At 64.2% G+C, this 7,242-nt stretch carries 8 protein-coding genes and 1 pseudogene; all 9 read left to right on the forward strand.

The genetic code is table 11. The features are described from left to right. Window positions 1–781 (forward strand): annotated as a pseudogene (locus EOA32_RS30575) (cysteine--tRNA ligase); the annotation flags it as partial. A 208-nt stretch (window positions 782–989) separates the two neighbouring features. Further along, complete coding sequence (locus EOA32_RS30585) at window positions 990–1,394, forward strand: DUF559 domain-containing protein (protein ID WP_128373704.1); 405 nt, start codon at window positions 990–992, stop codon at window positions 1,392–1,394. Beyond that, the gene (locus tag EOA32_RS30590; RefSeq protein ID WP_095777834.1) at window positions 1,391–1,777 is read left to right on the forward strand and encodes a VOC family protein; all 387 of its coding nucleotides are present in this window, start codon (window positions 1,391–1,393) and stop codon (window positions 1,775–1,777) included. The genes EOA32_RS30585 and EOA32_RS30590 overlap by 4 nt, the downstream gene beginning before the upstream one ends. Window positions 1,778–1,795: 18 nt before the next feature. Further along, window positions 1,796–2,287 (forward strand): GFA family protein, encoded by a 492-nt coding sequence (locus EOA32_RS30595; protein WP_095829286.1) that lies wholly within the window; start codon window positions 1,796–1,798, stop codon window positions 2,285–2,287. Then, window positions 2,284–2,760: a GFA family protein gene (locus tag EOA32_RS30600; protein ID WP_095777832.1), complete on the forward strand. Its 477-nt coding sequence runs from the start codon at window positions 2,284–2,286 to the stop codon at window positions 2,758–2,760. The genes EOA32_RS30595 and EOA32_RS30600 overlap by 4 nt, the downstream gene beginning before the upstream one ends. Next, on the forward strand, window positions 2,757–3,722 hold the full coding sequence (gene pip / locus EOA32_RS30605) for a prolyl aminopeptidase (RefSeq protein WP_128373705.1): 966 nt from the start codon (window positions 2,757–2,759) through the stop codon (window positions 3,720–3,722). Before EOA32_RS30600 ends, pip begins: the two co-directional genes overlap by 4 nt. 64 nt (window positions 3,723–3,786) lie before the next feature. After that, on the forward strand, window positions 3,787–5,403 hold the full coding sequence (gene cimA / locus EOA32_RS30610; protein WP_128373706.1) for a citramalate synthase: 1,617 nt from the start codon (window positions 3,787–3,789) through the stop codon (window positions 5,401–5,403). Window positions 5,404–5,485: 82 nt separating this feature from the next. Further along, on the forward strand, window positions 5,486–6,415 hold the full coding sequence (gene rarD / locus EOA32_RS30615; protein WP_128373707.1) for an EamA family transporter RarD: 930 nt from the start codon (window positions 5,486–5,488) through the stop codon (window positions 6,413–6,415). A 9-nt stretch (window positions 6,416–6,424) separates the two neighbouring features. Further along, complete coding sequence (locus tag EOA32_RS30620) at window positions 6,425–7,111, forward strand: glutathione S-transferase (protein ID WP_128373708.1); 687 nt, start codon at window positions 6,425–6,427, stop codon at window positions 7,109–7,111. Window positions 7,112–7,242 lie beyond the last annotated feature (131 nt).

Consider the following 7,242-nt stretch of genomic DNA (forward strand, 5'->3'; position numbering starts at 1 on the left):
GGGCAGGGGCCGTCCGGGCTGGCACATCGAATGCTCGGCCATGTCGGCCGCCTATCTCGGCGAGATCTTCGACATCCATGGCGGCGGCCTCGACCTGATCTTCCCGCATCACGAGAACGAGATCGCCCAGTCGCGCTGCGCCCACGGCACCAAGGTCATGGCCAATGTCTGGATGCACAACGGCTTCCTTCAGGTCGAGGGCCAGAAAATGTCGAAGAGCCTCGGCAATTTCTATTCGATCCATGAGCTCTTGGAGACCGAGACTTTCGGCGGCAGGAGGTGGCCGGGCGAGGTGCTGCGGCTGGCGATGCTAATGACGCATTACCGCGAGCCGATCGACTTTTCCGTGCGCAAGTTGGAAGAGGCGGAAAACACGCTGCGCAAATGGAAGCGTGCGGCCGATCTAGCGCCCGCGGCGGCGGGGGACCAGCCGGCAGACGTGCTGGAAGCGCTGTCCGACGACCTCGCCACCTACGCTGCCTTCCAGCGATTGACACAGCTTGCCGGCGAGGCGGTGGAGTTCACCGGCGCCGGCGAGAACGCCGCCGCGGCTTCGCTGAAAGCGGCGCTTGTCTTTCTGGGTTTCGATGTCGGCGCAGCGAAGGTGGACGAAACCGTGATCGCTGAGGCGATCGCCAGGCGCCTGAAGTTCATCGCCGACAAGAATTGGGCTGAGGCCGACGGCATCCGCGACGAGCTTCTGGCGCAAGGCGTTCAGCTCAAGGACGGCAAGGATCCGGTCACCGGCCAGCGGGTGACGACCTGGGAGATCAAGCGGTGAGGGTGGCTGTTCACTTGACGGGAATGGAGAGGCTGGCGCCAGGCACCCCCCTCTGTCCTGCCGGACATCTCCCCCTCACGGGGGGAGATCGGACGTCACCCCGGCTTTCGCTAAACTCCGACGTTGAAGATTGGGCGCCGTCGGCGAAACCGCCAATCTCCCCCCTTGAGGGGGAGATGCCCGGCAGGGCAGAGGGGGGTGCCTCGCGATGACGCATTATCCAGTGCCCTCCATCAATCGCGGCAACGCGCGCAAGATGCGCAAGCAAATGACCGATGCCGAATTGAAGCTCTGGAATGAAGTTAGAGCGCACAGGCTTATGGGCCTTTCCTTTCGACGACAGATGCCAATTGCGGGCTACATCGTCGACTTTGCTTGTCCGACCAAAAAACTGATCGTTGAGATTGACGGGTCTCAGCACGCTCGTGCCGACGCTTCTGCATCCGATGCTGCGAGGGCCACGAAGCTCAAAGGCCTAGGCTGGACCATGCTGCGCTTCTGGAACGACGACGTGATCCGCGATATCGACAATGTCTGCCAGCACATCGTCATTGCGGCCGGCCTGGCCGGCGCCGAAGTGCCGGAGACCGCAACGCAGGAGCTCGTTCCATGATCGATCATCTCGGCATCAGCGTTTCCGATTTCGAAAAGTCCAAGGCGTTCTACGACCAGGCGATGGCGCCGCTTGGCGCTTCGCTGCTCTACATGGTGCCGGAGGAATATACCGGCGGCGCCAAGGTCGGCGGCTATGGCCGCGACCGGCCGGTGTTCTGGCTGAGCGCGGGCAAGGAGAAGCCGAAGGACCATCAGCATGTCGCCTTCACCGCGCGCAGCCGCGCCGAGGTCGACGCCTTCCATGCCGCGGCCCTTGCGGCCGGCGGCAAGGACAATGGCGGGCCGGGGCTGCGTCCGCATTACCACCCCAATTATTACGGCGCCTTCGTCTTCGATCCCGACGGCAACAATGTCGAGGCGGTCTGCCATGATCCGGAGTGAGCTCGATGGGAGGGATCGATGAGCCTTGATAACCGGCCGGTCTATACGGGCGGGTGCCAGTGCGGCGCCGTGCGTTTCCGCGTTGAGGGCGCCCTGGGCGATGCCTCGGTCTGCCATTGCCGCATGTGCCAGAAGGCGAGCGGCAATTTCTATCTGCCGCTGGTCTCGGTGCGCGGCGCCAGGCTGGACTGGACGCGCGGCGGGCCGAAGCGCTTCCGCTCGTCTAACGCGGCATGGCGCGGCTTCTGCGCCGAATGCGGCACGCCGCTGACCTTCGAGGCGCCGGACGGCGTGGCGCTGGCGATCGCCGCCTTCGACGACCCGGCCGGCATCGCGCCAACCATCCAGTGGGGCGTCGAAGCGAAGCTTCCCTATGTCGACGGCGTTTCGAAACTGCCGTCCGAGGAGACGATGGGCGATGTTTCGTCGGCGCCTTATCTCGCCGAGCTCGTCTCCTATCAGCATCCCGATCACGACACGGACCAATGGCCGCCGGAGGAAAAACCATGACCGATGAAATTCGAACCGGCGGCTGCCAGTGCGGCGCCGTGCGCTTCCGCGTCCACGGCAAGCTCGGGCGCCCGTCCATCTGCCATTGCCGCATGTGCCAGAAACAGTTCGGCAATTTCTTCGGCGCCCTGGTGACGGTGCCGAAGGACGGCGTCGAATGGACCCATGAGGAGCCGAGCTATTTCCAGTCCTCGGTCAACATCGATCGCGGCTTCTGCCGCCGCTGCGGCACGCCGCTCACCTACCGCCAGCCGGGTGGGCTGGAGATCGCCATCGGTGCCTTCGACGATCGTTCGGACCTGGCGCCGCAGATCCAGGTCAACTACGCGGTGCGGCTGCCCTGGGTGGAGAAGATCTTCGAGGCGCCGGTCCACGACGACCCCGACTACTATCGACGGCAGGAGCAGATCATCTCCTTCCAGCATCCCGATCACGAGACGGCCAACTGGCCGCAGCAGGGACTGAAACTATGACGATCCACAGCAGCTCCTTGCGCACGCTCTATCCCGAGATCGAGCCGTTCGAAACAGGCATGCTCGATGTCGGTGATGGCCACACCATCTATTGGGAGCGCTGCGGCACCAAAGGCGCCAAGCCAGCCGTGTTCCTGCATGGCGGCCCTGGAGGCACGATCTCGCCCAAACACCGGCGGCTGTTCGACCCGAAACTCTACGACGTCATCCTGCTCGACCAGCGCGGCTGCGGCAAGTCGACGCCCAACGCCTCGCTGGAAGCCAACACCACCTGGCATCTCGTCGCCGACATCGAACGCCTGCGCGAGATGGCGGGCTTCGACAAATGGCTGGTGTTCGGCGGCTCGTGGGGCTCGACGCTGGCGCTCGCCTATGCCGAAACGCATCCCGAGCGCGTCAGCGAGCTCGTCGTGCGCGGCATCTATACGCTGACCCGCGCCGAGCTCGAATGGTACTATCAGTTCGGCGTCTCCGAGATGTTTCCCGACAAGTGGGAACGTTTTTTGGCGCCGATCCCCGAGGCCGAGCGCGGCGACATGATGGCCGCCTACCGCAAGCGGCTGGTCGGCAGCGACCGCAAGGCGAAGGTCGAGGCGGCGCTTGCCTGGAGTCTGTGGGAAGGCGAGACGATCACGCTTTTGCCGGAGCCGGAAACCAGCACGCCTTTCGGCCAGGACGACTATGCCATCGCCTTCGCCCGCATCGAGAACCACTATTTCGTCCATGCCGGCTGGCTGGAAGAAGGACAGCTGCTGCGCGATGCCTGGAAGCTGAAGGACATCCCCGGCACCATCGTCCACGGCCGCTACGACATGCCGTGCCCGGCGCGCTATGCCTGGGCGCTGCACAAGGCCTGGCCGAAGGCGGATTTCCACCTCATCGAAGGCGCCGGCCACTCGTATTCAGAGCCGGGGATTCTGGACCGGCTGATCCGGGCGACGGATAAATACGCAGGCAAATAACCATGCAGGTTTGTGCTCTACGGCGCCCCCGGCGCGAAGGATCGCGACTTTTCGAGCTACAGCCATGACGAAGCAACGCCTCTACCTCTTCGACACCACGCTGCGCGACGGCCAGCAGACGCCGGGCATCGACTTTTCCGTCGAGGACAAGATCGCGATCGCCAAGCTGCTCGACGAATTCGGCATCGATTATGTCGAGGGCGGCTATCCCGGTGCCAACCCGACCGACACCGCCTTCTTCCATCAGAAGCGCACGGAAAGCGCGAAATTCGTCGCCTTCGGCATGACCAAGCGGGCGGGGTTTTCGGCCTCCAACGATCCGGGGCTGGCGGCGCTGCTGCAGTCGAAGTCGGACGCGATCTGCTTCGTCGCCAAGAGCTGGGACTATCACGTGCGCGTGGCGCTCGGCTGCACCAACGAGGAAAACCTTGAGTCGATAAAAGTCTCGGTCCAGACGGCGGCCGCCGCCGGCAAGGAGGCGATGGTCGACTGCGAGCATTTCTTCGACGGCGTCAAGGCCAATCCGGCTTACGCGCTGGCCTGCGCCAAGACTGCCTATGATGCCGGGGCGCGCTGGGTGGTGCTATGCGACACTAATGGCGGCACGCAGCCTTCGGAAGTGCGGGCCATCGTCGAGAAGGTGATCGCAGGCGGCATCCCTGGCGACCATCTCGGCATTCATGCCCATGATGACACCGGCCAGGCGGTGGCGAATTCCCTTGCCGCCGTCGAGGCCGGTGTGCGCCAGATCCAGGGCACGCTGAACGGCATCGGCGAGCGCTGCGGCAACGCCAATCTGGTCACAATTATCCCGACGCTCGCGCTCAAGCCGGCCTTCGCCGATCGCTTCGAGACAGGCATTTCGGCCGAAGCACTGACCGGCATTTCGCGGCTCTCCCGCGCTTTCGACGAGTTGCTCAACCGCGCGCCGGAAGCTCAGGCGCCCTATGTCGGCTCATCCGCCTTCGCCACCAAGGCGGGTATCCATGCCTCGGCGCTGGCCAAAGAGCCGGCGACTTACGAGCATGTGCCGCCGGAAGCGGTGGGCAACCGCCGCCGCGTCATGGTCTCCGACCAGGGCGGCAAGGCCAATTTTCTCGCCGAATTGAAGCGGCGCGGTATCGACGTGCCGAAGGACGACAGCCGGCTCGACGCGCTCATCGCCGTCGTAAAGGAGCGCGAGGCCGAAGGCTACGCCTATGAGGGCGCCGACGCCTCCTTCGAGCTTTTGGCCCGCAAGATGCTGCACGGCCTGCCGGAGTTCTTCAACGTCACCTCGTTCCGCTGCATGGTCGAGCGCCGCTTCGATGCCAACGGCAACCTGAAGACCGTGTCCGAGGCGATCGTGAAGGTGATGGTCGACGGCGAGGAGAAGATGTCGGTGGCCGAAGGCCACGGCCCGGTCAACGCGCTCGACATCGCGCTGCGCAAGGATCTCGGCAAGTATCAGAACGAGATCGTCGACCTCGAGCTCGCCGACTTCAAGGTGCGCATCCTCAACGGCGGCACCGAAGCCATCACCCGAGTGCTGATCGAATCGCACGATTCCACCGGCGCCCGCTGGTGGACGGTCGGCGTATCGGAAAACATCATCGACGCCTCCTTCCAGGCGCTGATGGATTCGATCATCTACAAGCTGATGAAGAACCGCGAGATGGCAGGACTGGTCGCGGCGGAGTAGGTTGAACCATCAGCGGAAGTCCATTGACCCATCAGAATTTTGCGATGGTCTTGGACGATCCACTGGGCCATAGCGTTGGGCCATGGTCACCGCAACAGCCGATCTCGATCAAGATGCCAAGGCCCGCCGCGGCTTCCTTTTGGCGCTCGGCGCCTATTTTCTCTGGGGGCTGTTGCCCTTTTACATGAAAGCGGTGGCGCATCTGCCGCTGATCGAGGTGATCTCGCACCGGATCGTTTGGTCGGTGCCGATCGCTGCTGCCGTGCTGGTTTGGGCCGGCCGCACCGCCGACTTCAAGTCCGCGATCCGCTCGCCGAAAAGCCTCGCCATGGCGGCGCTGACGGCGACGCTCATCTCGGTCAACTGGGGCATCTATGTCTGGGCGATCGCAGTCGACCGCACGGTCGAGACGGCGCTCGGCTACTATATCAACCCGCTGGTCAGCGTGGTGGTCGGCGCCGTTCTCCTCGGCGAACGGCTCGACCGGCTGCAGATCGCGGCGGTGGCGCTGGCCGCCATTGCGGTGACCGTGCTTACTGTCGAGGCCGGCAAATTACCCTGGGTATCGCTGGCATTGGCCTTCTCCTTCGCCGCCTACGGCTTCTTCCGCAAGACGCTGCCGATCGGGCCGAGCCAGGGCTTTCTGCTCGAGGTACTGCTGCTGTCGGTGCCGGCGCTTTGCTACATCGCCTACTTGATCGCCACGGGCGAGGACCATTTCATCTCCAGCACCGGCGGCGACACCGCACTGCTGATCGGCTGCGGCCCGGTGACCGCGGTGCCGCTTCTGCTCTTTGCCTTCGGCGCCAGGCTTTTGCGCCTCTCCACCATCGGCATCATGCAATATATCGCGCCGACCATGGTGTTCCTGATCGCCGTCCTGATCTTCGATGAGCCGTTCGGCAGCACGCAAGCCATAGCTTTCGCCCTTATCTGGACTGCGCTGGCCATGTACAGCTGGTCGATGTTCAGAGGGCGCGAGGTTCGCCAGGCGGGTCCCGCGACGAGGTGAGGGCGGCAAATGTATCAGCTTCATATCGGCAACAAGAACTATTCGTCCTGGTCGCTGCGGCCGTGGGTGCTCATGCGGACTCTCGACATTCGCTTCGAGGAGCGGCTGACGCCGTTCCCGACCGGTTCAAGTTTCAGCCTCTTCCGGTCATTCTCGCCGAATGGCCGCGTGCCCTGCCTGGTCGACGATGGCTGGGCGGTGTGGGATTCGCTCTCGATCGTCGAATATCTGGCAGAGCGTCATCGAGGCGTCTGGCCGGCCGATGCGAAAGCGCGCGCCTGGGCGCGCTCCGCCGCCGCCGAAATGCATTCGAGCTTTACCGCGCTGCGCAATGACTGCCCGATGAGCTGTGGCGTGCGCGTCAAGCTGGCATCGATGTCCGCTGCGCTGAAGCACGATCTCTTCCGCCTGGGCGACTTGTGGAACGACGGCCTTGCGCGCTTCGGCGGAGCGTTCCTTGCCGGAGACCACTTCACCGCGGTCGATGCCTTCTTCGCTCCGGTCGCTTTCCGGGCACAGTCCTATGGACTGGCATTCGAGGGCGCTGCCGCTGCTTATCCCAAGCGGTTGCTCGATCTGCCTGCCATGCGCGAATGGTATGCGGCCGGTCTCGCCGAGACATGGCGCGAGCCGGACCATGAGGCGGAAGTCCGCGCTGCCGGTACGGTCGTCGAGGATCTGCGCGCAAGCGCATAGGACGCTAAACCCGGCCCAGCCGCCGCACGACCATGTAGACGATGCCGGCGACGACGACCGCTATCGCCGTCACCACCCAGAAGCCGAGCGCCGTGTCGACCAGCGGGAGCCCGCCGACATTCATGCCGAAC

It is taken from the genome of Mesorhizobium sp. M1A.F.Ca.ET.072.01.1.1 (assembly GCF_004023325.1).
Classification (GTDB): domain Bacteria; phylum Pseudomonadota; class Alphaproteobacteria; order Rhizobiales; family Rhizobiaceae; genus Mesorhizobium.